Below are 24,420 nucleotides of genomic sequence, written 5' to 3' on the forward strand. Positions count from 1 at the left end.
CAAGAACGCCGCGCCCGCAAGGGCGCGGCGTTCTGCCTGTGATGTCCGGTCAGTTCTGGTTGGCCGGGACGAGATCGGTGCCATTCAGGCGGCCGATATAGTCGGTGAGCATCGGCACATAGCGCTCGGCGCCGCCGGCGGCCATCGCCACGCCGAACGAGTTCTTCACCGCATTGCCGATCGGATTGACCAGCCCGGCGGCGTCCGCCATCGCCTCCAGATAGGTCAGGTCCTTGAAGGCATTGGCGATGGTGAATTTGTGCGCATTCTCGTCGCCCTCCAGGACCCAGCGTGAGAAGGTCTGGTAGAAGCCGCAATCCATGCGCCCACCGCGAATGACGCTGTCGAAGCGCTTGGGCGTGATACCGACCTTCTGCGACAAGGCGAGGGCCTCCGCATAGAGAGCGGCATAGCCCAGCGACACGAAGTTGTTGAGCAGCTTCATGCGATGACCATCGCCCGTGCCGCCGATATGCACGATGCGTCCGGCCCAGGTTGAAATCACCGGCTTGAGGCGCTCGAACAGGGCGTCGCTGGCGCCGATCATGGTGTCGAGCGTGCCTTCCCAGGCCTCCTTTGGCGTGCGGCCGAGCGGAGCATCGGCGTAATCGATGCCGGCCTCGGCGAGTTCGGCGGCAAGCGCCAGGGTGGAGTTGGGGTCGGAAGTCGAGCAGTCGACGACGACGGAACCAGGCTTCAGGCCGGCCTTCAGCCCGTCAGGGCCCCGTATCAGCGCTTCGACCTGCCGCGAACCGGTGACGCACAGGAAGACGATGCTGGAAGCCGCGCCTACCTCGCGCGGCGTCTTGGCTTCCTTGGCCCCGCGCGCCACCAGATCCTCGACGGGCGCGCGGTTGCGATGCCCCATCACCGTCAGTGCGTAGCCCTTCTCCACGATGTTCTTGGCCATGCCATGGCCCATATAGCCGACTCCGATGAAGCCGACGCTCTCCTGCCTATTCGTCATTGCAATCGTCCCGTTTCCTGTCCCGCATATCCGGAGCGGGTTGCCGGCGCATCCTGCCGGCAGGGAGTGTGGACGGGGAGGGCTGTGGGGCGCAAGCCTGAACGGCGCAATGGTATGATGATTTATCGCAAGCTCGCCCGGTGATCAGCCTTTGTTAAATAAGAAATTTGAGAACAAAAATAGAACTTGCGTTAATTAGAACAAAATGGGTACATAGCGCCACGGGGCTTCGAATTGCGACAAGGTTGCAGCCCGGTGTTGGAAAATGATTGGTCCGGATGACGAATCCGTTCGTGCTTGATAGGGAAACGGGCATATGAGTCAGACGCAGCTGCGCTTGGTCGAAGGAAGCTCCATGGACAAGACGAAGGCGCTCGACGCCGCCCTATCACAGATCGAACGCTCCTTCGGCAAGGGTTCGATCATGCGGCTCGGCAAGGGCACCAAGACGATGGAGGTCGAGGCGATCTCCACCGGTTCTCTTGGTCTCGACATCGCCCTCGGTGTCGGCGGCCTGCCCAAGGGCCGGGTCATCGAGATCTACGGGCCGGAATCCTCGGGCAAGACCACGCTGGCGCTGCACTCCGTCGCCGAAGCCCAGAAGCGGGGCGGTGTCTGCGCCTTCATCGATGCCGAGCATGCGCTCGATCCGGTCTATGCCCGCAAGCTTGGCGTCAATCTCGACGAATTGCTGATCTCGCAGCCCGACACCGGCGAGCAGGCGCTGGAAATCTGCGACACGCTGGTACGCTCGGGTGCGATCGACGTGATCGTGATCGACTCCGTGGCGGCGCTGACGCCCAAGGCCGAAATCGAAGGCGAGATGGGCGATGTGCAGCCCGGTCTGCAGGCCCGACTGATGAGCCAGGCTTTGCGCAAGCTGACGGCCTCGATCGGGCGTTCCAACTCGATGGTGATCTTCATCAACCAGATCCGCATGAAGATCGGCGTGATGTATGGCAGCCCGGAAACCACCACGGGCGGTAACGCACTGAAATTCTACGCCTCCGTCCGCCTCGATATCCGCCGTATCGGCGCGATCAAGGACAGGGAAGAGGTGGTCGGCAACCAGACCCGCGTAAAGGTCGTCAAGAACAAGGTCGCGCCGCCCTTCAAGCAGATCGAATTTGACATCATGTATGGCGAGGGCGTCTCGAAGGTGGGCGAACTGATCGACCTCGGCGTCAAGGCCGGCGTGGTCGAGAAGTCCGGTGCCTGGTTCAGCTATGAGAGCCAGCGCCTCGGCCAGGGCCGCGAGAACGCCAAGCAGTTCCTCAAGGACAATCCGGATGTTGCCGACAAGATTGAGGGCCAGATTCGCCAGAATGCCGGCCTGATCGCCGAGCGCATCCTCGACAATATCGATCCGGCGGACGCCGGGGACGATTGAGGCTCGTAGCCGCCAGGAGCGGCGAGTGGCGTGCTTCACGAAATAACCCGCCTGTTGGCCCCAACAGGCGGGTTTTTCATGGATGAGCGCCTCGACAGGCCGGAACAGCCTCGCTACAACGCCCCACCACCATGCAAGTTCCTCTTGATCGAGCCACAGGCTCGATCAAGAGGAACTTGCAAGAATTCAAGCACTTGCAGAATATCTCGATATTGCCCATTCGTGGGCAATATCGAGATATTCTGCTTAGGATGCTGGCCAAGCCGATAGGAAGGGACCAGCGAAACAGGCGATTGGGCCAAATAGGCAAATTGGGCATGAGCGGCGTCAACGAGATCCGATCCACCTTCCTCGACTATTTCGTGCGGAACGGCCACGAAGCCGTGGCATCCTCACCGCTGGTGCCGCGCAACGATCCGACCCTGATGTTCACCAATGCCGGCATGGTGCAGTTCAAGAATGTCTTCACCGGTATCGAGAAGCGTCCCTATTCTCGGGCCGCGACTTCGCAGAAATGCGTGCGCGCCGGCGGCAAGCACAATGATCTCGACAATGTCGGCTATACGGCCCGGCATCACACCTTCTTCGAGATGCTCGGCAACTTCTCCTTCGGCGACTATTTCAAGGATCGCGCCATCGAGCTCGCCTGGAACCTGATCACCAAGGATTTCGGCCTGCCGGCCTCCAAGCTCCTGGTGACGGTGTTCTCCGAGGATGACGAGGCCCATCGGCTGTGGAAGAAGATCGCCGGCCTGCCGGATGACCGCATCATCCGCATCCCGACCTCGGACAATTTCTGGCGCATGGGCGATACCGGTCCCTGCGGTCCGTGCTCCGAGATCTTCTACGATCATGGCGATCACATCTGGGGTGGTCCGCCCGGTTCGCCGGACGAGGATGGCGACCGCTTCATCGAGATCTGGAACCTCGTCTTCATGCAGTTCGAGGAACTGGTGGGCGGCGAGCGCGTCAACCTGCCTCGGCCCTCGATCGATACCGGCATGGGTCTCGAGCGCATCGCCACCGTTCTGCAGAACAAGCACAACAATTACGACATCGATCTCTTCCAGGCCCTGATCCGTGCCTCGGTCGAGGCGATCGGCGTGCCGGCCGAAGGGCCGGCGCTGGCCAGCCACCGCGTCATCGCCGACCATCTGCGCGCTTCCTCCTTCCTGGTCGCCGACGGTGTGCTGCCGTCGAATGAGGGCAGGGGCTATGTCTTGCGCCGGATCATGCGCCGCGCCATGCGCCATATCTCCCTGCTCGGCGCCAAGGATCCCATCATGTGGAAGCTGGTGCCGGCGCTGGTGCGCGAGATGGGCGCCGCCTATCCCGAACTCGTGCGGGCCGAGGCTTTGATCAGCGAGACCCTGCGCCTGGAGGAGACCAGCTTCCGCCGCACGCTGGAGCGCGGTCTGGCCCTGCTCGACGCGGAGACCCTGAAGCTCGGCGACGGGCAGGTCTTCTCGGGTGATGTCGCCTTCACCCTCTACGACACCTATGGCTTCCCGCTCGACCTGACCCAGGATGCGCTGCGCGCGCGCAACATTTCGGTCGATCTCGAAGGCTACCAGGCCGCCATGCAGCAGCAGAAGGCCAAGGCCCGCGCCGCCTGGGCGGGATCCGGCGATGCGGCGACCGAGACCGTCTGGTTCGGTTTGCGCGAACAGGTCGGGGCCACCGAATTCCTCGGCTATGAGACGGAGACCGCCGAAGGCGTCGCCCTGGCCCTGGTCAAGGACGGCAAGCCGGTCGACCGCATCGGCGAAGGCGAGAAGGGCTTCCTCATCCTCAACCAGACGCCGTTCTACGGTGAGTCCGGCGGCCAGCAGGGCGATACCGGCATCGTGCAGGCTGGTGGCCTGAGGGTGGCGGTGACCGACACCCAGAAGAAGCTCGGCGATCTCTTCGTGCATGCCGTCACTGTCGAGGAAGGCACGCTCAAGGTTCAGGAGCCGCTCGAACTCGTCGTCGATCATACCCGCCGTTCCGCGATCCGGGCCAATCACTCGGCCACGCATCTTCTGCATGAGGCGCTGCGCCTGACGCTCGGCGATCACGTCGCGCAGAAGGGCTCGCTGGTGGCTCAGGACCGCCTGCGTTTCGACTTTTCGCATCCCAAGCCGATCTCGGACGAGGAGATCAAGGAGATCGAGGACCTCGCCAATGCCGTCGTGCTCGACAACAGCGAGGTGACCACGCATCTGATGAGCGTGGACGACGCCATCGCCTCCGGCGCGCGCGCGCTGTTCGGCGAGAAATATGGCGACGAGGTCCGCGTCGTCTCGATGGGGCAGCGTCAGCCCGGCTCGAACAAGGCCTGGTCGGTCGAGCTGTGCGGCGGCACCCATGTGCGCCGCACCGGCGACATCGGCCTGATCCGCATCGTCTCCAACGGCGCCGTCGCGGCCGGCGTTCGCCGCATCGAGGCGATGACGGCAGATGCGGCCCGGAGGCACCTCGTCAATGAGAGCCGCCTGCTCCAGGGCTTGGCCGACGTGCTGCGCACGCCCGTGCCGGAAGCGGGCGACCGCCTGGCCACGCTGGTCGAGGAGAATCGCAAGCTTGAGCGCGAACTGACCGAGGCGCGCAAGAAGCTCGCCATGGGCGGCGGCGGGGGCGACAGCGAAATCCGCACGGTCGGCAAGACCCGGCTGCTGGCCAAGGCCGTCACCGGCATCGAGCTGAAGGACCTCAAGGCGTTGGCGGACGAGGGCAAGAAGCAGGTCGGTTCGGGTGTGGTCGCCATCGTCGCGACCTCCGAGGACGGCCGTGCCGGCCTCGTCGTCGGCGTGACGGCGGACCTGACCGGCAGCTTCAATGCCGTCGATCTCGTGCGCAAGGGCTCCGAGGCGCTCGGCGGAAAGGGTGGCGGCGGACGGCCCGACATGGCGCAGGCCGGCGGCCCCGACGGATCCAAGGCCCAAGCTGCCCTCGATGCCATCGCCGCGGCGCTGGCCGAGGCTTAAGGCGATGGCCGAGCCCAACACGCCGAACTGGATGAGGCCGCTCTGGGTCCGCCTGCTGCTCTGTGTGCTGCCCGCGGCCTGGGCCGGGGTGGAGCTCTATAACGGCAACCAGTTCTGGGGCCTGATGTTTGCGGCCGTCGCCGCCTATGGGCTGTGGACCCAGGTCATCCAATATCGTCCGCCGGAAGAGTGAAACCGGCGGACTTCAATCCCTTCCGATCGGAGCGAGCATGAGCGCCTTTCCCGTCTATGCTTTCGACAATGCCATCGTGCGCCTGCCGCCGGCGAGCGTGACCCAGGGCCTGCGGGCCGAGGACCGTGGCGCGCCCACCCATGAAGGCGTCTCGACCGAGCATCGTCTCTACATCGAGGCCTTGCAGGCTGCGGGGGTTGCCGTCGAGGTTCTGCCCGCCCTCGAGACTTTCCCGGATTCGCTGTTCGTCGAGGATCCGGCCTTGGTGTTCCCGGAAGGAGCGATCCTGCTGCGGGTCGGCGCCAAGAGCCGTTTCGGTGAGACCGCCGAGATCGCGCCCGTGCTGCGCGCGCGCTTCGGGAAGGTCCTGACGTTGCAGGGCCCCGGTTTCGTCGACGGCGGCGACGTTCTGGTCACGCCCCAGGCGGTGATGATCGGCCTCTCCGACCGCACCACGAGGGAAGGGACGGAGGAGTTGATCGCTCTGCTGGCCGAACTCGGTCGCAAGGGCGTCGTCGTCACCACGCCTCCGGGCGTCCTGCATTTCAAGTCCGACTGTTCGCTGCTCGACGACACCACCATGCTGTCGACGGCGCGTCTCGCTGCCTCCGGCGTGTTCGAGGGCATGCGGGTGCTGCTGACGCCCGAAGGCGAGGAGGCTGCGGCCAACGCGCTCAGGGTGAATGACCGGGTTTTCGTCGGCATCGACTATCCGCGCACGGCCGCCCTGCTCGAAGCCGAGGGCTATAGCGTCGTCCGGCTGCCGACATCGCAGATCGCCAAGATCGATGCAGGCCTGTCCTGCATGTCGCTGCGCTGGCATACCTGAAATCCGACGTTCGCAAGCAGGGACTTGGAGTGTCGATCTCGGGTCGATATCCTCGGATATGCTGCATCTGTCGGCAGGAAGTTGCCGACCTCGCTCCATCAAGTGCCGGAGCCGTGGTCGGCACTGCGTGATGCGCTGTCTCAGTGCGGTTTCACCGTCTTGGCGAAACCGGCTTCCAGGCGCCGGTAGATGGCTTCGATCACTAGCGTGGTGATGAGATAGCCGATCGCGACCACCAGGAGCGGCGTATAGGTGATCGCCTCGCGCGAGCGAATGATGTTGATCTGGCCCAGCAGATCCTGGACGCTGACCAGATAGGCGAGGGCGGTCGACTTCAGGCAGAGCACGGTCTCGCCCGCAAAGGTCGGCATCATCGCCTGCATGGCGCGGGGCAGCCAGATACGGCGCACCAGCGCAAAGCCGCGAAAGCCATAGGCCCGCGCCGCTTCCAGTTCGCCGCGCGGGACCGACAGCAGCGCGCCGCGCACGACTTCGCCGACATAGCCGCCCACGCTCAGCACCAGGGCGAAGATGACGTAATAATAGCCGTCCTTCAGGACCGGCCAGATGAAGGATTGCCGGATGCCGGGAATGGCGGGAAACAGCGAGCCCAGGCCCTGGTAGTAGACGAACATCTGCACCAGCAGGGGCGTGCCGCGGATGACCGACACGAAGCTGGAGGTGATGGCGTAGATCAGCTTGTTCTTGGAAACCCGGCCGAAGCCGACCAGCACCGCCAGGGGAAAACCGAAGAGCAGCGAGAAGAACAATAGCTTCAGCGTGGTGTAGAAGCCGCTGAGGATGGCCGGCCAATATTTGCCGATCCAGCCGAAATTCTCGAAAAACCAGCTTGCCAGATCCGCGGACATGGTCACCCCAGCTTGGGAGTCCAGCGCCGGATGTGACGCTCGAACATTTTGATGAAGATGTTGGAGAATTGCGTCAGCGCGTAATAGATCGCGCCGCAGAGCAGCAGGAAGGGGAAATACATGCGCGTCGAGGCTGCGGCCTGCACGGCCGTGAAGGTGAGCTCGTTGTAGCCGACCACGAAAATCAGGGCCGAATCCTTCAGCATGGTCATCCAGAGATTGGTCAGGCCGGCAAAAGCGAAGGGAATCATCAAAGGCAGGATGACGCGCCGGAACAGGCCGAAGCCATGCATGCCATAGGCGCGGGCCGCCTCGATCTGCCCCTTCGGCAAGGCAAGTACGGCTCCGCGCAGGATCTCCGAGGTATAGGCGCCATTGACCACGCCGAGCACGGTGATGGCGGCGAAGAAGCCGCCGATTCCCAGCGTGCCGTAGCCGAGCCAGGCCATCAGGGCATTGAGCCCCTGCTGACCGGCATAATAGAGGATCAGGATCAGCAGCACCTCGGGCACGGCACGGCAGATGGTGGAATAGCCATTGGCGAGCGCGACCAGCCAGCGCGGCCCGCGCAATTTGGCCCAGGCGACCAGGCCGCCGATGACAAGGCCGGTCAGATAGCCGCCGACCGAGATTTCGATGGTGATGACCAGGCCCTGGAGCAACGATACGCCCCATCCGGACATCAGGAGATTCCAGAAAGCTTCCACGCCCGACCCCGCAGGAAGAAAAGGCGCCGGCCCGAATTCTCAGGCCGGCTGGAGAAAGCCCGGTTCAGTTCAGCAGGAGCGAACCGGACTGCCTATCTCACTTCGGCGGCGTGCCGACGTCGTACTTGAAGTATTTCTTCTGGATCGTGTCGAATTCGCCATCGGCATAGACCGCCTTGATGCCGGCATCGAGTTTGGCCTTCAGATCGGTATCCTCCTTGCGGAGGCCACCGCCGACACCGGCTTCGAACACAGGATCCTTGGGGAACTGCTTCATCTCGCAGCATTGGCCGTCCTTGCCGGCCAGGAAGTCGTCAAGTGCGGCGGCGTCGGCCATCACCAGGTCAAGACGGCCGGCCGCGAGGTCGGCATTGGCGGCGTCCTGCGTGCCATAGCTCTTGATGTCGGCATCCGGGTAGGTCTTCTGGACATATTGGGCGTGGATGGTGCTGGTCTGCACGCCGATCGACTTGCCCTTCATGCCCTCCGGCGTGAAGTCGAACTTGTCGGCCTTGTTGCCGATGAATTCGGGGGGCGTGTTGTAGTAGCGGATGGTGAAGCCGATCTGGGCGGAGCGCTCCGGCGTGATCGTCATGGAAGCCCAGATCACGTCGATCTTCTTGGCGATCAGGGCAGGGATGATGCCGTCCCAGGCCGTGGCGACGATCTCGCAATCGAGCTTGGCGGCCTTGCAGACGGCCTTGGCCAGATCGACCTCGAAGCCGACCCACTGGCCGGAGGCATCCTTTGAAGCGAAGGGCGGGTAGGGCTCGGCCGCGACGCTGACCTTGATGGTATCGGCCTGGGCCGAGGCGAAGGCCACGCCGCAAAAGAAAGCGGTCGCCATAAGGAGTTTGGCGCTGAAGTGTTTCATTTTGGTCCCCTGATAGATAGCTGTTTTTTCTGGATTTTCTTGGATTATCGTACCTGATGCGCGAGTTCTGGTGCCCTCCTGCCCCCCGAACTTTTCCGTCAAGCGGAAACGCTTGCCTCGCAGGCCGCCCTAGTGCTGGCGCGGCGTGACGAATTGACGGCAACGCTCGCTGTTGGGATTGCCGAACACCTTCTGGGGTGGGCCCTCCTCCTCGACATTGCCGTTGTAGAGATACATCACGTGGTTGGCGACATCGCGGGCGAAGGCCATTTCATGGGTCACCAGCAGCATGGTGCGGCCCTCTGCGGCGAGATCGCGGATGACCTTGAGCACCTCGCCGACCAATTCCGGGTCGAGCGCCGAGGTCGGTTCGTCGAACAGCATCACCTTGGGGCGAATGGCAAGGGCGCGAGCGATCGCTGCGCGCTGCTGCTGGCCGCCGGAGAGAAAGGCGGGATAGACGTCCTTCTTGGCGTAGAGGCCGACCTTGTGCAGCAATTGCTCGGCATGAGCGATCGCCTCGGCCTTGCTTTCGCCGAGAACATGCACCGGTGCTTCGATGACGTTTTCGAGCACCGTGCGGTGCGCCCACAGGTTGAAGCTCTGGAACACCATGCCCAGGCGGCTGCGAATGCGCTGGAGCTGCTTCTGATCGGCGACCGACATGGCGCCATGGCCGTCCGGCTTCAGGCGAATCTCCTCGTTCCCGATCAGGATGCGGCCGGAATTGGGAACCTCGAGCAGATTCGTGCAGCGCAGCATCGTGCTCTTGCCCGAGCCCGATGCTCCGATCAGGGCGATCACGTCGCCTTCATGGGCCGTAAGGGAAACGCCTTTGAGGACTTCCAGGAGGCCGAAACTCTTGTGAATATTGTCGAGTTGAACAACGGGTGTCCGGCTCGCTCCCGCTTGTGGGGCGTCCTCTGGCATAAAGCGACCTCATCTGACGTTCGGTTGCCCAGAACTGTATCAGCCATTTCAGTTTGCACAAGGTGCGGGCAGCCACTCTTGTCGATAACGACATGCTCTGGTCTTTATCCGCTGCATGCGATAGGCAGGTCGCGAAACGGGAACCCTGCCTATGTCGCTCGCTGCCTCCATTCGCAAAGTCCTGGTGCCGATCAACCGCGAGGGCTATCCCTTTCTGGGGATCGCGGGCATAGCCACGCTGATTGCGCTGGGTTGGATCAAGGTTCTGTTCTGGCCGCTTTTGATCCTCACGGCCTGGGTCGCCTATTTCTTCCGCGATCCCCAGCGGGTGACGCCGGTGCGCGAGGGCCTGGTGGTCTCGCCGGCCGACGGTGTGGTCAGCCAGATCGCCAACGTGCTGCCGCCGCCCGAACTGGGGCTGGCCAGCCAGTCGCTGCTGCGCGTTTCGATCTTCATGAACGTCTTCGATTGCCACGTGAATCGCAGCCCGGTGACGGGGACGATCACCAAGATCGCCTATAAGCCCGGCAAGTTCCTCAATGCCGATCTCGACAAGGCCAGCGAGGACAACGAGCGCAACGGCTTCATCATCGATACCGGCACCAGCCGCTACGGCGTGGTGCAGATCGCCGGCTTGGTGGCACGACGTATCGTCTGCTGGACCAATGAGAACGAGCATGTGGCCGTCGGCCAGCGCCTGGGCATGATCCGCTTCGGTTCGCGCGTCGACGTCTACCTGCCGGAAGGGGTGCGCCCTTTGGTCGGCATCGGCCAGAAGATGGTGGCCGGCGAGACGATCCTGGCGGATGCCAATGCCGCAATGCCGAATCTGACTCATCGCGTCGGTTGACCATGGACCCGCTCTTCCCGCCTTTTCAGCCTGGAAGTCCGGATCCCGAGGGAACGAGGCGGCGTGCCATTCCGCTGCGCGTCCTCATTCCCAACATGATCACGCTGCTCGCGCTCTGCGCGGGCATGACGGCCATTCGCCTGGCCATCGAGAACAAGCTCGACCTCGCCATCGGCTGCATCGTGGTCGCAGCGCTGCTGGACGGCGTCGATGGACGCGTGGCGCGCTATCTCAAGGGCACCTCGAAATTCGGAGCGGAGCTCGATTCGCTTGCCGATTTCGTGAATTTCGGCGTGGTTCCCGGCATCGTTCTCTATTTCTGGGGATTGCACGATCTGCGATCGATTGGGTGGATCGGCTCGCTGGTCTTCGCCATCTGCATGGTGCTGCGCCTCGCCCGCTTCAACGTGACCAGCAGCGATCCCAACCGGCCGGCCTTCCAGGCAAACTTCTTCACCGGCATGCCGGCGCCGGCGGGCGCCTGCACGGTGCTGCTGCCGATCTACCTGGATTTCCTCGGCCTCACCCATGAGCCGAGCCATGCCAAATATGAGCTGGCCTATGTGCTGCTCATCGCCTTCCTGATGATCTCCACCATCCCGACCTTCTCGGGTAAGAAGCTGGGCAATCGCATTCCACGCGAATGGGTGCTGCCGATCTTCGTGGTCGCCGTGGTGGTGGTGATGCTGCTGGCCCTCTATCCCTGGGAGTCGCTGACCTCGCTCACCGTCGGTTATCTGGCGACCATTCCGTTCGGCGTCATCTACTACCGCAAGCAGGCAAGGGCCTATCAGGCCTCGCTGCAGGTGGAGCACAGGAGCGAGTAGTTCTTTGGAGCGCGGACATCACAGCGACATGAAGGCATGTCGCTGTGATGTCCGCGCTCCTTACACAGGCCTTGCCAGCACGTGCTTCTTCTTGCCGAGCGACAACTTGATCACGCCGTCGGCGGTGACGTCGGCCGAGGTCAACACCGCCTTGGGATCGCTGACTGAAGCGTCATTCACCCGCAGGCCGCCGCTGGCGATCTGGCGGCGCGCCTCGCTGGTCGACGGCACCAGGCCGGCTTGCACGAAGGCATTGAGCAGGCCCACGCCTTCGGCGAGGCCCGCCAGCTCGAAGCTCGGCAGGTCGCCGGCCAGCGTGCCTTCCTCGAAGGTCTTGCGCGCGGTCTCCTCGGCCGCCTTGGCCTTGTCGCGGCCATGGACGAGGGCTGTCGCCTCGGTGGCCAGGCGCTTCTTGGCCTCGTTGATCTCCGAGCCACCGAGGGCGGCGAGGCGGGCGATCTCGTCGAGCGGCAGCGTGGTAAACAGCTTGAGGAAGCGCTCGACGTCGGCGTCCTCCGTGTTGCGCCAATACTGCCAGTAGTCATAGGCCGAGAGCATGTCTTCGTTGAGCCAGACGGCGCCGGCGGCGGTCTTGCCCATCTTGGCGCCCGAGGCGGTGGTCAGTAGCGGGCAGGTGAGGGCGTAGAGCTGCGGCGTTCCCATGCGGCGGCCGAGATCGATGCCGTTGATGATGTTGCCCCACTGGTCGGAGCCGCCCATCTGCAGCACGCAGTCGTAGCGCCTGGAAAGCTCCACGAAATCATAGGCTTGCAGGATCATGTAGTTGAATTCGATGAAGGAGAGCTCCTGCTCACGGTCGAGACGCAGCTTCACCGAATCGAAGGACATCATGCGATTGACCGAGAAGTGGCGGCCGATGTCGCGCAGCATCTCGATATAGTTGAGCTTGGTCAGCCAATCGGCATTGTCGACCAGGATGGCGCGCTCGTCGGCATAGTCGATGAACTTGTCATAGACCTTGAGGATGCTGTTCTTGTTCGCCTCGATCTGCTCGAGCGGCAGGATGCGGCGGGTTTCATCACGGCCGGAGGGGTCGCCGACGCGTGTGGTGCCGCCGCCCATCAGGGTGATGGGGCGGTGGCCCGTCTTCTGCAGCCAGTGCAGCATCATGATCGGCACGAGATGGCCGATATGCAGCGAACTTGCCGTGAGATCGACGCCGACATAGGCGGTCAGGCGTCCGCCGGCGGCCTTCTCGTCGAGGCCTTCCAGATCCGATACCTGGTGAATGAAGCCGCGCTCGGTGAGGGTGCGCAGGAAATCGGATTTTAACGCGGTCATGGCAAACGCTTTCAAACGGCTTATAGATGTCTAGAGCAAAGCGTGTTTGGACGGAAACGTCCGTTTGCTCTAGCTCTTTGGTTCGACGCGTCTTTGCGATTGCTGGCGTGTCCGCCAGATCACAAAACGCTTTAAGCGCCCTCTAACAGGTTTGGCGGCGCTTTGGTACAGGGACGCCGCGAAATCGGGTGATTTGCGCATGAAGACGATGATGACGGCACTCGGGCTGATGTCCGGGACCTCGATGGACGGTATCGATGCCGCCCTGATCGAGACGGACGGCGAGGGCACCGTCGATATGGGACCGACAGTCGAGCTCGCTTACAATGAGGAAGAGCGCAGCCTGCTGCGGCAAGCCCTGGCCGATGCGGTGGCGATGAAGCGTCGCAATGAGCGTCCCGACGCCCTGGTGGCGGCCGAGCGGCTGATCACCCGCAAGCATGCCGACGTCGTTTCCGATTTCCTCAAGGCGCATGATCTCAGCCCCGATGATATCGATGTCATCGGCTTCCACGGCCAGACGGTACTGCACCGCCCGCAGGAGAAGCTGACCGTGCAGCTCGGCGACGGCCAGGCGCTCGCCGACAGCCTCGGCATCCAGACCGTCTATGACATGCGGGCCGCCGACGTGGCCGAGGACGGGCAGGGCGCGCCGCTGGTGCCGGTCTATCATCAGGCCCTGGTGCAGGCCGCCAAGCTTGCCGGACCCGTCGCCGTGCTCAATCTGGGCGGTGTCGGCAATGTCAGCTACGTTGCAACGGGGCGCGACCCGATCGCCTTCGACACCGGCCCCGCCAATGCGCTGATCGACGACTTGATGATGGAGCGCACCGGCATCGCCCTGGACCAGGACGGCAGGCAGGCCCTGGCCGGCAAGGTCGACGAGACGGTGCTCGGCCAGTTGATGGCGCATCCCTATTTCGGCGAGGCGCCACCCAAATCGCTCGACCGCAACGCCTTTTCCCGCGAAGCGGTGGCGGAATTGTCCACGCCCGATGCGGTGGCGACCCTGGCCGCCTTCACCGCCCGCAGCGCGGCGGCCGCGCGGCAATGGCTGCCCGCCGAGCCGAAATTGTGGATCGTCTGCGGCGGCGGCGCCCGCAATCCGGCAATCCTCAATTTCCTGCGCACCGAGACCGGTGTGCCCGTTCGTACGGCCGACGAGTTCGGCTGGTCGGCGTCGATGATGGAAGCGCAGGCTTTTGCCTATCTCGCGGTTCGATCCCTGAAGGGGCTGCCCCTGACCTTTCCCTCCAGCACCGGCGTCCGCAAGGCGCTCACCGGCGGCATCCTCGCCGTGCCGGGCCAGAAGCGGGCAAGCGCATGATCGGTCGTCTCAATCACGTCGCCATCGCCGTGCGCGACCTCGGTGTAGCCACCGCCGTCTATCGCGATACGCTCGGTGCGCATGTCTCGCAGCCCCAGGTCCTGCCGGAGCACGGTGTCACCGTCGTCTTCATCGAATTGCCCAACACCAAGATCGAGCTCCTGGAACCCTTGGGTGAGGCCTCGCCGATCGCGCGCTTCCTCGAGAAGAACCCGGACGGGGGCATGCACCACATCTGCTACGAGGTCGACGACATCCTCGCCACGCGGGACCAGCTGAAACAAGCGGGGGCGCGCGTCCTGGGGGACGGTGAGCCGAAGATCGGTGCCCACGGTAAGCCGGTGCTGTTCCTGCATCCCAAGGATTTCTCGGGTACGCTGGTCGAACTGGAACAGGTTTGAGGCGCAACCAGCCTTCTCCCGCAAGGGGAGAAGGAAGTCGCGCTTCACTCGTCTTGGTCGAAACGTGTGGTCTCAGCCGTTGCTCTTGCGCCGGATCGGCGTGAGCAGGAAGGATGGCACGTGATCGCCCATGCCAATCACCACCGGACCGTCATCCTCGTCGCGTCGACGCGGCCTGTCCGATTGCGGCCGGCGCTGCTCGGAGGTTGGCTGCGGCTCGTGGCGCGGGGCCTTGGGCGTTTCGTCGCGCTCGCGCGCGGGCTTCGCCTCGCGGCTCTTGCCGTGCTGGCGCGGTTCCTCGGTCTTGCTGCCGCGCTCGCGACGCCCGCGCCGCGGCTTGGCGTGGATTTCTTCCTCTTCATCACCGTCGATCGGCGGCGGATCACCGGTGAAGGGGATCTTGCCGCCGGTCAAGGTCTCGATGGCGGAGACATGCTTGCCGTCGGCGGAACTGACCAGGGTGAATGCCCAGCCCGACCGGCCGGCGCGGCCCGTTCGGCCGATGCGGTGGACATAGTCGTCGGCATGGACAGGCACGTCGAAATTGAAGACATGGCTGACTTCGGGAATGTCGAGACCGCGCGCGGCGACGTCCGAAGCCACCAGGATCGGCATCTCGCCATTGCGGAAGCTTTCCAGCGCGGCCATGCGGGCGCGCTGATCCATGTCGCCATGCAGGGCAACGGCGCCGAAACCGTGGCGCACCAGCGAGCGGTGCAGGATGGCCACTTCCGACTTGCGGTTGCAGAAGACGATGGCGTTCTTGAGATTCTCCGCCGAACGGATCAGGCGGCGCAGGGTCACGCGCTTTTCCGCGGGGGGCGATTTGGTATGCACCAGAGCCTGGGTGATCGTCGTGGCGGCGGTGGCCGGCCGGCTGACCTCCACCTGCACCGGATTATGCAGGAACTGGTCGGTGATGCGCTTGATCTCCGCCGGCATCGTCGCGGTGAAAAACAGTGTCTGCCGAGTGAAGGGCACCAGCTTGCAGATACGCTCGATGTCGGGAATGAAGCCCATGTCGAGCATGCGGTCAGCTTCGTCGATGACAAGAAGCTCGACGCCGGTAAGCAGCAGCTTGCCGCGCTCGACGTGATCGAGCAGGCGGCCGGGCGTGGCGATCAGCACGTCGACGCCGCGCGTGATCTTGGCATCCTGGTCACCGAAGGAGACACCGCCGATCAGGAGGGCAACCGACAGGCCGCTCTTGCTCCCGTAGCGATCGAAATTCTCCTGGACCTGCGCGGCCAATTCGCGGGTCGGCTCCAGGATCAGCGTGCGTGGCATCCGGGCGCGGGCGCGTCCCTTTTCCAGCAGCGTCAGCATGGGCAGCGTGAAGGCTGCCGTCTTGCCTGTGCCGGTCTGGGCGATGCCGAGCACGTCACGGCGTTGCAGCACGTGGGGAATGGCCTGGGCCTGGATGGGTGTGGGATTGGTGTATCCGGCCGCTTCCACGGCGGCGAGGACCTTTGAAGAGAGACCGAGTTCAGCGAAGCTCATTGCGGAAATGTCGAACCAACAGAGGCCGCCCCGATCGGACGGCGGAGGGCGGCTCGCATCGCCGCACGGACAAAAGGGGCCCTATCGGGTGGGCCCGGATGGCGCGACCATAGGGTTAGGCGAGGAAATGTCAATGGTTTTGCCGGTCAAAGCCGCGGTTTGTGCTCGATTTTCAGGGCCTTTGCGCTGGTTTACTGCTTGATAGGCGCTTTTGGTGATGATGAGACGGCGGGATTGCATGCCCGAGCAGTCGGGACGACGATCTTTCCCTGGCGTCATTTCAACGAAGGCGAAGCAAAGGCGCCTTGCGATTTGATGGAGGCATTCGAATAACGAAGGCACGTGAAAACGATGAGCTGGAAAAATAGACACGCAGCGGTGAGTGCATTCGACTCTCGTTAAAACACGCAAAACAAAAAAGGCGGGCATTGGCCCGCCTTACTTCTGCATGATGATGAGCCAGCGTTATTCGGCCTCGGTCTTCTTCTTGGCGGGCTTGACCGGAGGCTTGGCGGGCTTGGCTTCGGCGGTCTTGACCGGGCGGGGCTTGGGCTTCTTGACGACAGGCGCTTCGGTGGCTTCGCCGAAACGTTCGTTGATCTTGCGTGCGATGGGGTCGTCGCGCTGGGCTTCCGGATCCATCGGCAGGATGGTCTCGATCGGATCAGCCTGGTCGATCGACCCAGTCTGATCCTGGATGATTGGGAATTGCGGCGCGAGGGGATTGGCCGCTGCCTGCATCGAATTGGCATCCGCGGTAGGCACAGCGGCAGGTGCAGCCGGTGCCGGAGCAAGATTGGCAATGACCGGCGTCGTCACGGGGGCAGGGGCTGCCACCGCTGCGACCTCGGCAGGTGCAGCCGGTGCCGCGTGGATCGAGCGAGCCGTGTCAATGGCGCCGACGAAAGCCACGAAACCGGCGGCAACCAGGGCGCCTTCGCGCTTCAGTTTCCAGTGGTGGCGGGCCCGGTAGGCAGTGTGCCAAAGCCAGCCGACAGTGATATCGACAGCACTTGCGACCAACATGACGAACTCCAACTCAACGCGACCTCAGTGAGAATCACTATTGCGCGTGATGGTGAAGAAAAACTTGCCAAGGCGAATCAAGCGCCAAGAAATTTTGCCGGGGCAAGTTTCGTCGAGGGGTAATTGTGCATATGGGTCATCCCGGACGCGCTGCAGCACATGGTGATGCGGCGCAGATCCGGGATCGCAAGCCAATCGAGGTTCAGTCTCAGCGCGATCCCGTATCTGCGAAGCAGCATTGCATGCTGCATCGCGTACGGGATGACCAAGGGTGAGCAATTACGTCGGCTGGTCTGAGCAGGGATTTCCCGGGACCCCAAGCGTCTTGTCTGCCTCTTCGTCTGCTGTGAACTCGGCAGTTCCAGGATGCAGGCGAGACGCCTGCGATCCCAGCGCGCCTACAGCAGGGCGCGGATCTTGGCTGCGTGCTGGCCGAGGATGGCGTGATCGGCCATGGCGCGCGGGCGGACGGGAACGCCCGTCTTCATCGGCAGGATGTGGAAATGGATATGCGGCACTTCCTGCCCACCAGAGACTTCGGAATGCAGGCGCAGCGTGTGGCCGTCCGCGCCGAACGCCTTGCAGGCGGCGAGCGAAACCTTCTGGGCGATCTGGGCGAGGTAGGCCAGTTCCTCCGGCTCCACGTCGAAGATGTTGCGCGCCGGCTTCTTGGGGATCACCAGGCTATGCCCGTCGACGATCGGCATGATGTCGAGGAAGGCGAGGGTGCGATCGTCCTCGTAGAGCGTGTGGTTGGGAATTTCCCCACGCAGCAGCTTGGCGAAGATATTGTCGGGATCATAAGCGGTCATGCCGCTATCCTTTCCTGAAGGGCGTTGCCTCGTCGAGAGCTTCGTGGTGGGCGGCAATTTCGGCGCGCTCATGCGCGAGATAGTCGTCGACCGCCCGGCGAAAACCGGGATCCGCAATATAATGGGCGGAATAGGTTGTCACGGGCCGATAGCCGCGCGCCAGCTTGTGTTCGCCCTGGGCTCCGGCTTCCACGCGCCGGAGGCGGCGCTCGATGGCAAACTCGATGGCCTGATGATAGCACACCTCGAAATGCAGGAAGGGGTGGTCCTCGATGCAGCCCCAGTTCCGGCCGTAGAGCGTGTCGGAGCCGATGAAGTTGATGGCACCAGCGATGTAGCGGCCCTCGCGCCTGGCCATCACCAGCAGGACATGCTCGGCCATGGTCTCGCCGATGAGGGCATAGAATTTGCGATTGAGGTAGGGACGGCCCCATTTGCGTGAGCCGGTGTCCATGTAGAAGGCGTAGAAGGCGTCCCAGGCCTCCTTCGTGATGGCAGCCCCGGTCAGCCTCTCGATAGTGATGCCGTTCGCGAGCGCATCGCGACGCTCGCGCTTGATGGTCTTGCGCTTGCGGGAGGCAAGGGAAGCCAGAAAGGCCTCGAAATCGTCATAGCCCTCGTTGAGCCAATGAAACTGCTGGTCGGTGCGCTGCAGAAAGCCCTGGCCGCCGAGCCATTGCCAGTCGTCATGGCCGATAAAGGTGGCGTGGATCGAAGAGCCGCCGATGGATGACAGGGCGGCCTTGGCGCCCTTCACCAGGGCCGACGAGACGAGGGCGGCGTCCTCGCCCGGCGCGACCAGGAAGCGCCGGCCCGTCGCCGGCGTGAAGGGGATGCTCACCTGGAGCTTGGGATAGTATTGACCGCCGGCCCGTTCGTAGGCATCGGCCCAGCCCCAGTCGAAGACATATTCGCCTTGGCTGTGGCTCTTGCCATAGGCGGGCATGACGCCGGCGACCCTATCGTCTTCGTGGGTGACGAACAGATGGAGGGGCGTCCAGCCCGAGCGTCCGCCGACACAGCCGCTCGCTTCGAGAGCATGCAGGAAATCGTAGGAAATGAAGGGATTGAAGTGTTCGGCCGAAGGATCGGGAGCAGCCGCTTCGTCCTCGGCACCCGGATGACGCCCGGATGGGCAATCCTGGGGCGTGGCGGCGAGGGGATTGGCGCAGCGATCCCAGGCCTGGCGGCCGATGGCCTCGATCGAGGAAGCTGCCTTGATCGTAAAGCCCTGGTCGCTCAAGCCTGCATTCCCTCAACCGATACCTGTCCGGGGAATTTGGGCCTATTCGCGTCGAATGCAAGAGGCGCGGCTCGAGTTGCGTTGCCGCGCCCCGTATGCGCGGCCTCAGGCGACTTCGATCAGCGCCTCGACCTCGACGGTCGCATCGAGGGGAAGGGAGGGCACGCCCACGGTGGAGCGGGCATGGCGCCCCTTGTCGCCGAAGACCTCGACCATCAGGTCGGAGGCACCGTTCATCACCATCGGATGGGTGGTGAACTCCGGCGCGGCGGCAATGAAGCCGCCGAGGCGGACCACGCGCACCACATTGTCGAGCGAGCCGACGGCAGCCTTGATCTGCGCCAGGATATTGATGGCGCAGTAACGGGCGGCGACACGGGCGTCCTCGACGGTGACCGTGCCGGTGCCGAGCTTGCCGGTGGCGGCCAGCTTGCCCTCATTGTTGAAGCAGAGCTGGCCGGAGATCACGAGGGTGTTACCGGTGCGCACCGTGCCGACATAGTTGGCGACCGGAGCGGCAGGGGTGGGCAGGGTGATGCCGAGTTCGGCAAGGCGGGCGTCGATGGCTGACATGGGGAAGCCTTCAAAGTGAGGGGCCTGAGATCGCAGGCATCTTTGCCTGCTCTGGGAAATGCCATGCTTTTTCAGGAAAGTCAGGCTGGAAGCCTGCGATCCCAAAAAAATCAGGCCATGGCCTTCTTGAGGTTCTCGTCGATCTTGTCGAGGAAGCCGGTGGTCGACAGCCAGCTCTGATCGGGACCGACCAGCAAGGCCAGATCCTTTGTCATGAAGCCGGTCTCGACGGTGGCGACGCAGACCTTCTCCAGGGTCGCGGCGAATTTGGCGAGTTCGGCATTGTCGTCGAGCTTGGCGCGATGGGCGAGGCCGCGCGTCCAGGCGAAGATCGAGGCGATGGAGTTGGTCGAGGTCTCCTTGCCCTTCTGGTGTTCGCGGTAGTGGCGCGTCACCGTGCCATGGGCAGCTTCTGCTTCCACCGTCTTGCCGTCGGGGCTGAGCAGCACGGAGGTCATCAGGCCGAGCGAGCCAAAGCCCTGGGCCACGATGTCGGACTGCACGTCGCCGTCATAGTTCTTGCAGGCCCAGACATAGCCGCCCGACCATTTCAGTGCCGACGCGACCATGTCGTCGATCAGGCGATGCTCGTAGGTCAGCTTGCGCTTGTCGAACTCGGCCTTGAACTCATTGGCGAAGACTTCGGCGAAGATGTCCTTGAAGCGCCCGTCATAGACCTTGAGAATGGTGTTCTTGGTCGACAGGTAGACCGGGAAATTGCGCTGCAGGCCGTAGTTGAACGAGGCGCGCGCAAACTCGCGGATCGATTCGTCGAGGTTGTACATGGCGAGCGCCACGCCATCCCCCGGCGACTTGAACACTTCCTTCTCGATCACCGAGCCGTCCTCGCCGACGAACTTGATGCTGAGCGTGCCCTTGCCGGGGAAGCGGAAATCGGTGGCGCGATACTGGTCGCCGAAGGCATGGCGGCCGACGACGATCGGCTGGGTCCAGCCCGGCACCAGACGGGGCACGTTGCGGCAGATGATGGGCTCGCGGAAGATCACGCCGCCGAGGATGTTGCGGATGGTGCCGTTGGGCGACTTCCACATTTCCTGGAGATTGAATTCCTTCACGCGGGCTTCGTCCGGCGTGATGGTGGCGCATTTCACCGCCACGCCGTGGCGCTTGGTGGCCTCCGCCGCCTCGACGGTGACGCGGTCGCGGGTCTTGTCCCGGTTCTCGATGCTGAGGTCGTAATAGTCGAGCTGGAGGTCGAGATAAGGGAAGATCAGCTTGTCCTTGATCTGCTGCCAGATGATCCGGGTCATCTCGTCGCCGTCCATATCGACGACCGGATTGGCCACCTTGATCTTCGCCATCGTACAAGCCTCATTTATTGGGAAATATCGGCGGGGCTATAGCACCGTGATCCAGCTGGGGGAAGTTCGGCCGACGATAGCGCCTGCTGTTTTTGCCGGGTGAAACCGGGCAGTTACTGCGGGGCTGGGGCCCGCTTGGCCTCGGCAACCAGCCTGTCATCGATCTCGCGGGCCCGGATGGCGGCGGGACGGCCGGCGATTCGCTGCCAATAGGCGGTGAGGGCCGGGCGCGGCTCGATCGTCTTGAACATCAGGCCCCAGCCGATCTGCGAGCCGAAATAGACGTCGGCAGCCGAGAAGCGGTCTCCCGCGATGAACTCGTTCTGGGAGACGGCATAGTCGAGAGCGTCGATCACGTCGGCATAGCAGCCATAGCCGACCATGCGCTTGCGCTCGTCGGGGATCTCGATGTTCAACGCCTTGTTGGTCACCGCGGCCTCGACCGGGCCGGCCGCGAAGAACATCCAGCGATAGTAAAGACCCCGCTGCGGCGAGCCGGGCGGCGGCGCCAGTCCGGCCTGCGGAAAGGCATCGGCGAGATAGGCGCAGACGGCGCCGCCCTCAGTGACGACCACGCCGCGATGGGCAATGGCCGGAACCTTGCCCATGGGGTTGAGGGCGAGATAGTCGGCCGATTTCATGCTGGTGCCGAAGTCGAGGATCTCGGTGCGATAAGGCTGGCCGGTTTCCTCGAGCATCCAGCGGGCAATGCGGCCGCGCGACATCGGATTGGTGTAGAAGACGAGTTCATCGCTCATGGGGCTGTCCTGCTGGAAGTGCTGGCAGGAGCATAGCCATGCAACCGGATTTGGCCAGGGCAATGCCTCGCCGAACCGGGACTACGACCGTGGAACGCGTGGGGTCGAGGTTACCGAAGACAGCACAATGCCGGCGCGGCGGGGGCCGTGCCGGTGGAGTGTCAGCCGCCGGCTGACACTTCGCACATCCCGCAGCCCTATGCTGCTCCCACCTGCGCCAGCACCGCATTGAGCGTGGCGCTCGGCCGCATCACCGCCTCGCATTTCTGCCGGTCGGGCAGATAATAGCCGCCGATATCCGCGGGCTTGCCCTGCACGGCTGCGAGCTCGGCCAGGATCTTGGCCTCGTCGCGCTCCAGCGCCTCGGCCAGTGGTTTGAAGTGCGCCCGCAGGGCCGAGTCTTCCGTCTGGGCGGCGAGTTCCTGGGCCCAGTACAGGGCCAGGTAGAATTGGCTGCCGCGGTTGTCCAGTTCGCCGGTGCGGGGCGAGGGGGACTTCTTGTTGTCCAGGAGCTTGCCGGTCGCCGCATCCAGCGTCTTGGCGAGCAGCTTGGCCTTGGCGTTGCCCGTCTTGATGCCGAGATCCTCCAGCGAGACGGCCAGCGCCAGGAACTCGCCCAGCGAATCCCATCGTAGATGGTTTTCCTCCACCAATTGCTGCACGTGTTTGGGCGCCGAACCGCCCGCACCCGTTTCATACATGCCGCCGCCGGCCATGAGGGGCACGATGGACAGCATCTTGGCCGAGGTGCCGAGCTCCATGATGGGGAAGAGGTCGGTGAGATAGTCGCGCAGGATGTTGCCGGTGACGGAAATCGTGTCCAGGCCACGGATCACCCGCTCCAGCGTATAGCGCATGGCGCGTACCTGGCTCATGATCTGGATGTCGAGACCGGTGGTGTCGTGCTCGGCGAGGTAGGCCTTCACCTTGGCGATCAACTGTGCCTCGTGCGGGCGATAGGGGTCCAGCCAGAACAGTGCGGGCATGCCGGAATTGCGGGCGCGCGTGACCGCGAGCTTGACCCAGTCGCGCACGGCCATGTCCTTGACCTGGCACATGCGCCAGATGTCGCCCTGCTCGACGGTTTCGCTCAACAGCACCTCGCCGGTCGCGAGATCTGTGATGTTGGCCACGCCGTCCTCGGGGACCTCGAAGGTCTTGTCGTGCGAGCCATATTCCTCGGCCTGCTGCGCCATCAGGCCGACATTCGGCACGGTGCCCATGGTGCGGGGATCGAAGGCGCCGTGCCATTTGCAGAAGTTGATCATCTCCTGGTAGATGCGGGCGAAGGTGCTTTCCGGCATCACGGCCTTGACGTCCTTCAGGCGGCCGTCGGCACCCCACATCTTGCCGCCATTGCGGATCATGGCGGGCATGGAGGCGTCCACGATGATGTCGTTGGGCGAGTGGAAATTGGTGATGCCCTTGGCCGAGTCGACCATGGCCAACTCGGGCCGGTGCTCGTGGCAGGCATGCAGGTCGCGCTTGATCTCGTCCTGCATGCTTTGCGGCAGGGTCCCGATCTTGTTGTAGAGGTCGACCATGCCGTTGTTGACGTTGACGCCGAGCTCGTCGAACAGCTTGCCGTGCTTGGCGAAGGCATCGCGGTAGAAGATCTTCACGCAATGGCCGAACACGATGGGGTGCGACACCTTCATCATCGTGGCCTTCACATGGAGCGAGAACATCACCCCGGTCTTGTGCGCGTCCTCGATCTGCTTTTCGTAGAAATCCAGCAGCGCCTTCTTGCTCATGAACATGGAATCGATGATCTCGCCGTCCTGCAGCGAGACCTTGGGCTTGAGCACGATGGTCTTGCCGCTGGTGGTGATCAGCTCCATCTTCACGTCGCGCGCCTTGTCGAGCGTCATCGACTTCTCGCCATGGTAGAAGTCGCCGTCATGCATGTGGGAGACATGCGTGCGTGACGCCTGGCTCCATTCGGCCATACTGTGCGGGTTCTTGCGTGCATAGTTCTTCACCGCCAGCGGTGCGCGGCGATCCGAATTGCCTTCGCGTAGCACCGGGTTCACGGCGCTGCCGATACATTTGGCATAGCGAGCGCGGATCGACTTCTCCTCGTCCGATTTCGGGTTCTCGGGATAGTCCGGGATCTTGTAGCCCTTGGCCTGCAATTCCCGGATCGCCGCCGTCAACTGCGCCACCGAGGCGCTGATATTGGGCAGCTTGATGATGTTGGTGTCGGGCAGCAGCGTCAGCCGGCCGAGCTCCGCCAGATTGTCGGGAACACGTTGCGCGTCGGTCAGGAATTCCGGAAATTCACCGAGGATGCGGCCGGCAACCGAAATGTCGCTGGTGGCGACCTCGATGCCGGCGGGCGCGGCGAAGGTGCGGACGATGGGCAGGAAAGCGGCGGTCGCCAATGCCGGGGCTTCATCGGTCAGCGTGTAGATGATGGTGGGAGGTGTGGCGCTCATACGCTGGCTTCCTTGGTCAGTCGGAGTCAGGGCAACAAAAGGCGCTCACGCCGACATACGGATCGGCGCTGAGTGCTCCGTGAATTGCAGGACGGGGTGGTCAGGGGGCGTGTCTTTCCGGCAACGGGTGACCTCGATGACTTGGCGCTCGATGACCTCCTGAAACTGCCACCTGCTTCAGGCTTCGGCAACTGAATTATGCCCGTAACGTGGGGCTATGCCACGGTACCGAAGGCTTGTGATCAGCACGGCAAAACACTCCCGGAGCTGGGCTCACGGGAGTGTCGGTCAATCGTATAAGGCGGATGGGGCA

General features: G+C 63.4%; 23 protein-coding genes. 9 read left to right on the forward strand and 14 right to left on the reverse strand.

All coding sequences use genetic code 11. From position 1 onward, the window contains the following. Positions 1-49 precede the first annotated feature (49 nt). Positions 50-967, reverse strand: a complete 918-nt coding sequence (locus U1R88_RS00760) for an NAD(P)-dependent oxidoreductase (protein ID WP_068294841.1) — start codon at positions 965-967, stop codon at positions 50-52. 316 nt (positions 968-1,283) lie between these two features. Here U1R88_RS00760 and recA point away from each other — a divergent pair, with 316 nt between their 5' ends. The 4 genes from recA (at position 1,284) to U1R88_RS00780 (ending at position 6,348) form a co-directional block, all read left to right on the forward strand. Continuing rightward, complete coding sequence (gene recA, locus U1R88_RS00765; protein ID WP_068294844.1) at positions 1,284-2,357, forward strand: recombinase RecA; 1,074 nt, start codon at positions 1,284-1,286, stop codon at positions 2,355-2,357. Between the two features lie 317 nt (positions 2,358-2,674). Further along, on the forward strand, positions 2,675-5,326 hold the full coding sequence (gene alaS, locus U1R88_RS00770; RefSeq protein WP_322429562.1) for an alanine--tRNA ligase: 2,652 nt from the start codon (positions 2,675-2,677) through the stop codon (positions 5,324-5,326). A 4-nt stretch (positions 5,327-5,330) separates the two neighbouring features. Further along, positions 5,331-5,519: a hypothetical protein gene (locus tag U1R88_RS00775; protein WP_068294850.1), complete on the forward strand. Its 189-nt coding sequence runs from the start codon at positions 5,331-5,333 to the stop codon at positions 5,517-5,519. A 37-nt stretch (positions 5,520-5,556) separates the two neighbouring features. Continuing rightward, positions 5,557-6,348, forward strand: coding sequence for an arginine deiminase family protein (locus U1R88_RS00780; protein WP_322429563.1), 792 nt, complete (start codon positions 5,557-5,559; stop codon positions 6,346-6,348). Between the two features lie 140 nt (positions 6,349-6,488). Here the strand turns inward: U1R88_RS00780 and U1R88_RS00785 are convergent, their stop codons facing one another. The 4 genes from U1R88_RS00785 to U1R88_RS00800 form a co-directional block, all read right to left on the reverse strand. After that, positions 6,489-7,217, reverse strand: a complete 729-nt coding sequence (locus U1R88_RS00785; RefSeq protein ID WP_068294857.1) for an ABC transporter permease subunit — start codon at positions 7,215-7,217, stop codon at positions 6,489-6,491. Positions 7,218-7,219: 2 nt separating this feature from the next. After that, positions 7,220-7,900: an ABC transporter permease gene (locus tag U1R88_RS00790; protein WP_181161172.1), complete on the reverse strand. Its 681-nt coding sequence runs from the start codon at positions 7,898-7,900 to the stop codon at positions 7,220-7,222. 121 nt (positions 7,901-8,021) lie between these two features. Then, positions 8,022-8,798 carry a transporter substrate-binding domain-containing protein gene (locus U1R88_RS00795; protein ID WP_322429564.1) on the reverse strand — a complete coding sequence of 259 codons (777 nt, stop codon included), beginning with the start codon at positions 8,796-8,798 and terminating at the stop codon, positions 8,022-8,024. 129 nt (positions 8,799-8,927) lie between these two features. Further along, positions 8,928-9,728 (reverse strand): ABC transporter ATP-binding protein, encoded by an 801-nt coding sequence (locus U1R88_RS00800; protein ID WP_068294866.1) that lies wholly within the window; start codon positions 9,726-9,728, stop codon positions 8,928-8,930. Positions 9,729-9,879: 151 nt separating this feature from the next. Between U1R88_RS00800 and U1R88_RS00805 the strand changes: the two genes are divergently transcribed. Next, positions 9,880-10,578 carry a phosphatidylserine decarboxylase gene (locus U1R88_RS00805; RefSeq protein WP_322429565.1) on the forward strand — a complete coding sequence of 233 codons (699 nt, stop codon included), beginning with the start codon at positions 9,880-9,882 and terminating at the stop codon, positions 10,576-10,578. 2 nt (positions 10,579-10,580) lie between these two features. Next, on the forward strand, positions 10,581-11,405 hold the full coding sequence (pssA, locus tag U1R88_RS00810) for a CDP-diacylglycerol--serine O-phosphatidyltransferase (protein ID WP_322429566.1): 825 nt from the start codon (positions 10,581-10,583) through the stop codon (positions 11,403-11,405). A gap of 60 nt (positions 11,406-11,465) precedes the next feature. Here pssA and tyrS read toward each other — a convergent pair whose 3' ends face one another. After that, positions 11,466-12,707 (reverse strand): tyrosine--tRNA ligase, encoded by a 1,242-nt coding sequence (gene tyrS, locus U1R88_RS00815; RefSeq protein ID WP_322429567.1) that lies wholly within the window; start codon positions 12,705-12,707, stop codon positions 11,466-11,468. Between the two features lie 199 nt (positions 12,708-12,906). Here tyrS and U1R88_RS00820 point away from each other — a divergent pair, with 199 nt between their 5' ends. Both U1R88_RS00820 and mce read left to right on the forward strand, forming a co-directional pair. Further along, on the forward strand, positions 12,907-14,034 hold the full coding sequence (locus U1R88_RS00820) for an anhydro-N-acetylmuramic acid kinase (RefSeq protein WP_322429568.1): 1,128 nt from the start codon (positions 12,907-12,909) through the stop codon (positions 14,032-14,034). After that, positions 14,031-14,435 (forward strand): methylmalonyl-CoA epimerase, encoded by a 405-nt coding sequence (gene mce, locus U1R88_RS00825; RefSeq protein ID WP_322429569.1) that lies wholly within the window; start codon positions 14,031-14,033, stop codon positions 14,433-14,435. The genes U1R88_RS00820 and mce overlap by 4 nt, the downstream gene beginning before the upstream one ends. A gap of 72 nt (positions 14,436-14,507) precedes the next feature. Here mce and U1R88_RS00830 read toward each other — a convergent pair whose 3' ends face one another. The 8 genes from U1R88_RS00830 to U1R88_RS00865 all read right to left on the reverse strand — a co-directional run bounded on the left by U1R88_RS00830 (position 14,508) and on the right by U1R88_RS00865 (position 24,107). Beyond that, positions 14,508-15,935 carry a DEAD/DEAH box helicase gene (locus tag U1R88_RS00830; RefSeq protein ID WP_322429570.1) on the reverse strand — a complete coding sequence of 476 codons (1,428 nt, stop codon included), beginning with the start codon at positions 15,933-15,935 and terminating at the stop codon, positions 14,508-14,510. A gap of 465 nt (positions 15,936-16,400) precedes the next feature. Beyond that, complete coding sequence (locus U1R88_RS00835; protein WP_322429571.1) at positions 16,401-16,961, reverse strand: hypothetical protein; 561 nt, start codon at positions 16,959-16,961, stop codon at positions 16,401-16,403. Between the two features lie 398 nt (positions 16,962-17,359). Continuing rightward, positions 17,360-17,773 (reverse strand): HIT family protein, encoded by a 414-nt coding sequence (locus U1R88_RS00840; RefSeq protein ID WP_322429572.1) that lies wholly within the window; start codon positions 17,771-17,773, stop codon positions 17,360-17,362. 4 nt (positions 17,774-17,777) lie between these two features. Further along, positions 17,778-19,016 carry a GNAT family N-acetyltransferase gene (locus tag U1R88_RS00845; RefSeq protein ID WP_322429573.1) on the reverse strand — a complete coding sequence of 413 codons (1,239 nt, stop codon included), beginning with the start codon at positions 19,014-19,016 and terminating at the stop codon, positions 17,778-17,780. Positions 19,017-19,121: 105 nt separating this feature from the next. Further along, positions 19,122-19,589: a RidA family protein gene (locus U1R88_RS00850; RefSeq protein WP_068294893.1), complete on the reverse strand. Its 468-nt coding sequence runs from the start codon at positions 19,587-19,589 to the stop codon at positions 19,122-19,124. 110 nt (positions 19,590-19,699) lie between these two features. After that, positions 19,700-20,911, reverse strand: a complete 1,212-nt coding sequence (locus tag U1R88_RS00855) for an NADP-dependent isocitrate dehydrogenase (RefSeq protein WP_322429575.1) — start codon at positions 20,909-20,911, stop codon at positions 19,700-19,702. Positions 20,912-21,024: 113 nt separating this feature from the next. Beyond that, entirely contained in the window at positions 21,025-21,669 is a 645-nt protein-coding gene (locus U1R88_RS00860) for a glutathione S-transferase family protein (protein ID WP_322429576.1), read from the reverse strand. Between the two features lie 197 nt (positions 21,670-21,866). Beyond that, positions 21,867-24,107, reverse strand: a complete 2,241-nt coding sequence (locus U1R88_RS00865; protein WP_322429577.1) for an NADP-dependent isocitrate dehydrogenase — start codon at positions 24,105-24,107, stop codon at positions 21,867-21,869. A gap of 72 nt (positions 24,108-24,179) precedes the next feature. Between U1R88_RS00865 and U1R88_RS00870 the strand changes: the two genes are divergently transcribed. Continuing rightward, complete coding sequence (locus U1R88_RS00870) at positions 24,180-24,302, forward strand: hypothetical protein (RefSeq protein ID WP_322429578.1); 123 nt, start codon at positions 24,180-24,182, stop codon at positions 24,300-24,302. Positions 24,303-24,420: the final 118 nt, after the last annotated feature.

Origin of the sequence: Labrys sedimenti, assembly GCF_034424805.1 — a bacterium.
Lineage (GTDB): Bacteria > Pseudomonadota > Alphaproteobacteria > Rhizobiales > Labraceae > Labrys > Labrys sedimenti.

What these genes read in the sequence shown, in the direction of transcription:
- U1R88_RS00760 (WP_068294841.1), bottom strand. Translation starts at nt 967, where the DNA reads ATGACGAATAGGCAGGAGAGCGTCGGCTTCATCGGAGTCGGCTATATG.
- recA (WP_068294844.1), top strand. Translation starts at nt 1,284, where the DNA reads ATGAGTCAGACGCAGCTGCGCTTGGTCGAAGGAAGCTCCATGGACAAG.
- alaS (WP_322429562.1), top strand. Translation starts at nt 2,675, where the DNA reads ATGAGCGGCGTCAACGAGATCCGATCCACCTTCCTCGACTATTTCGTG.
- U1R88_RS00775 (WP_068294850.1), top strand. Translation starts at nt 5,331, where the DNA reads ATGGCCGAGCCCAACACGCCGAACTGGATGAGGCCGCTCTGGGTCCGC.
- U1R88_RS00780 (WP_322429563.1), top strand. Translation starts at nt 5,557, where the DNA reads ATGAGCGCCTTTCCCGTCTATGCTTTCGACAATGCCATCGTGCGCCTG.
- U1R88_RS00785 (WP_068294857.1), bottom strand. Translation starts at nt 7,217, where the DNA reads ATGTCCGCGGATCTGGCAAGCTGGTTTTTCGAGAATTTCGGCTGGATC.
- U1R88_RS00790 (WP_181161172.1), bottom strand. Translation starts at nt 7,900, where the DNA reads ATGTCCGGATGGGGCGTATCGTTGCTCCAGGGCCTGGTCATCACCATC.
- U1R88_RS00795 (WP_322429564.1), bottom strand. Translation starts at nt 8,798, where the DNA reads ATGAAACACTTCAGCGCCAAACTCCTTATGGCGACCGCTTTCTTTTGC.
- U1R88_RS00800 (WP_068294866.1), bottom strand. Translation starts at nt 9,728, where the DNA reads ATGCCAGAGGACGCCCCACAAGCGGGAGCGAGCCGGACACCCGTTGTT.
- U1R88_RS00805 (WP_322429565.1), top strand. Translation starts at nt 9,880, where the DNA reads ATGTCGCTCGCTGCCTCCATTCGCAAAGTCCTGGTGCCGATCAACCGC.
- pssA (WP_322429566.1), top strand. Translation starts at nt 10,581, where the DNA reads ATGGACCCGCTCTTCCCGCCTTTTCAGCCTGGAAGTCCGGATCCCGAG.
- tyrS (WP_322429567.1), bottom strand. Translation starts at nt 12,707, where the DNA reads ATGACCGCGTTAAAATCCGATTTCCTGCGCACCCTCACCGAGCGCGGC.
- U1R88_RS00820 (WP_322429568.1), top strand. Translation starts at nt 12,907, where the DNA reads ATGAAGACGATGATGACGGCACTCGGGCTGATGTCCGGGACCTCGATG.
- mce (WP_322429569.1), top strand. Translation starts at nt 14,031, where the DNA reads ATGATCGGTCGTCTCAATCACGTCGCCATCGCCGTGCGCGACCTCGGT.
- U1R88_RS00830 (WP_322429570.1), bottom strand. Translation starts at nt 15,935, where the DNA reads ATGAGCTTCGCTGAACTCGGTCTCTCTTCAAAGGTCCTCGCCGCCGTG.
- U1R88_RS00835 (WP_322429571.1), bottom strand. Translation starts at nt 16,961, where the DNA reads ATGTTGGTCGCAAGTGCTGTCGATATCACTGTCGGCTGGCTTTGGCAC.
- U1R88_RS00840 (WP_322429572.1), bottom strand. Translation starts at nt 17,773, where the DNA reads ATGACCGCTTATGATCCCGACAATATCTTCGCCAAGCTGCTGCGTGGG.
- U1R88_RS00850 (WP_068294893.1), bottom strand. Translation starts at nt 19,589, where the DNA reads ATGTCAGCCATCGACGCCCGCCTTGCCGAACTCGGCATCACCCTGCCC.
- U1R88_RS00855 (WP_322429575.1), bottom strand. Translation starts at nt 20,911, where the DNA reads ATGGCGAAGATCAAGGTGGCCAATCCGGTCGTCGATATGGACGGCGAC.
- U1R88_RS00860 (WP_322429576.1), bottom strand. Translation starts at nt 21,669, where the DNA reads ATGAGCGATGAACTCGTCTTCTACACCAATCCGATGTCGCGCGGCCGC.
- U1R88_RS00865 (WP_322429577.1), bottom strand. Translation starts at nt 24,107, where the DNA reads ATGAGCGCCACACCTCCCACCATCATCTACACGCTGACCGATGAAGCC.